Below are 875 nucleotides of genomic sequence, written 5' to 3' on the forward strand. Positions count from 1 at the left end.
CCATTGATGAAACGTTGAAAGCGGGTGTTGATTTATCTGAAGTGACTGACGGCCTTTCTGGTGTGCAAACCGAGCTATCAGACCTCAATGAGAGCGTTGACGGTTTTATGTCGTTGTTTAACAAATCTGCGGGAACGGTGACGGCTCATCCTGAGGTTGGCGGCAGGTTGATAAGTGAAGACCGTTTCACCGCTATCTATGACCGCATCAGTGATAAGGAAACAACGATTAAAGAGATGCTGCAAGGTGACTGGATAACCTTCTCTTCCGCCTTTGACGGCGGTTCAATGACTAATTCCTCAATGGTCATCAAGGGTGTCGAGATTGATACCAGTGCGGCAAAGCTGGTTTCTATCAGTGATGTTGTCCGGCCTGTCATCTTGTTGTTGTTTGCCCTGATTTCTCTCGGTGTCGTGTTTGCCAGTAAGGGATAACCATGGATTTTATTTATAGCCTGTTACAAATCATTGGCGACGCTGTCGCCTCTGTCCTGACCTTCATCATCATGATCCCCAGCTACGTCAGAGAGTTGTTTGACTATGCGTCTCTGTGGCTGTTTGAGGTCTGGATTGAAACTAAGTTGTTCATGCTGAAGCTGTCGCTGAATATGGCGCGGGAGTTGCTGACCGATTACGGTGTTTACGATTTGATTGAAGTGTTTTTCAACCGCCTGCCGCCTGACGTTCGTTTTGTTCTGACCGCTTACGGCGTACCTGAAGGATTACGGATGCTGTTCGATGCGTATGCAACTTCTTTTGTTCTGCGTGTTGTGAGGTGGTGATATGGCAGTCTCTTTCCGTTATGGCGCAAACGGCTCCTACAAATCAGCGTCGGCGGTCTGGTTTGACCTATTGCCTAACCTGCGTGCTGGGCGT

The 875-nt window shown here is 48.5% G+C and carries 3 protein-coding genes; all 3 read left to right on the top strand.

Annotation, left to right across the window (positions count from 1 at the left end):
• Positions 1–434: hypothetical protein (locus C9I92_RS25545; RefSeq protein WP_170108380.1), on the top strand; the 434-nt coding region annotated here is incomplete at its 5' end.
• A gap of 2 nt (positions 435–436) precedes the next feature.
• Positions 437–781 (top strand): DUF2523 family protein, encoded by a 345-nt coding sequence (locus tag C9I92_RS25140; protein WP_047887892.1) that lies wholly within the window; start codon positions 437–439, stop codon positions 779–781.
• Position 782: 1 nt separating this feature from the next.
• Positions 783–875: zonular occludens toxin domain-containing protein (locus C9I92_RS25145; RefSeq protein WP_146149721.1), on the top strand; the 93-nt coding region annotated here is incomplete at its 3' end.

The sequence above is a fragment of the Photobacterium ganghwense genome, assembly GCF_003025595.1.
GTDB lineage: Bacteria > Pseudomonadota > Gammaproteobacteria > Enterobacterales > Vibrionaceae > Photobacterium > Photobacterium ganghwense.

What these genes read in the sequence shown, in the direction of transcription:
- C9I92_RS25140 (WP_047887892.1), top strand. Translation starts at nt 437, where the DNA reads ATGGATTTTATTTATAGCCTGTTACAAATCATTGGCGACGCTGTCGCC.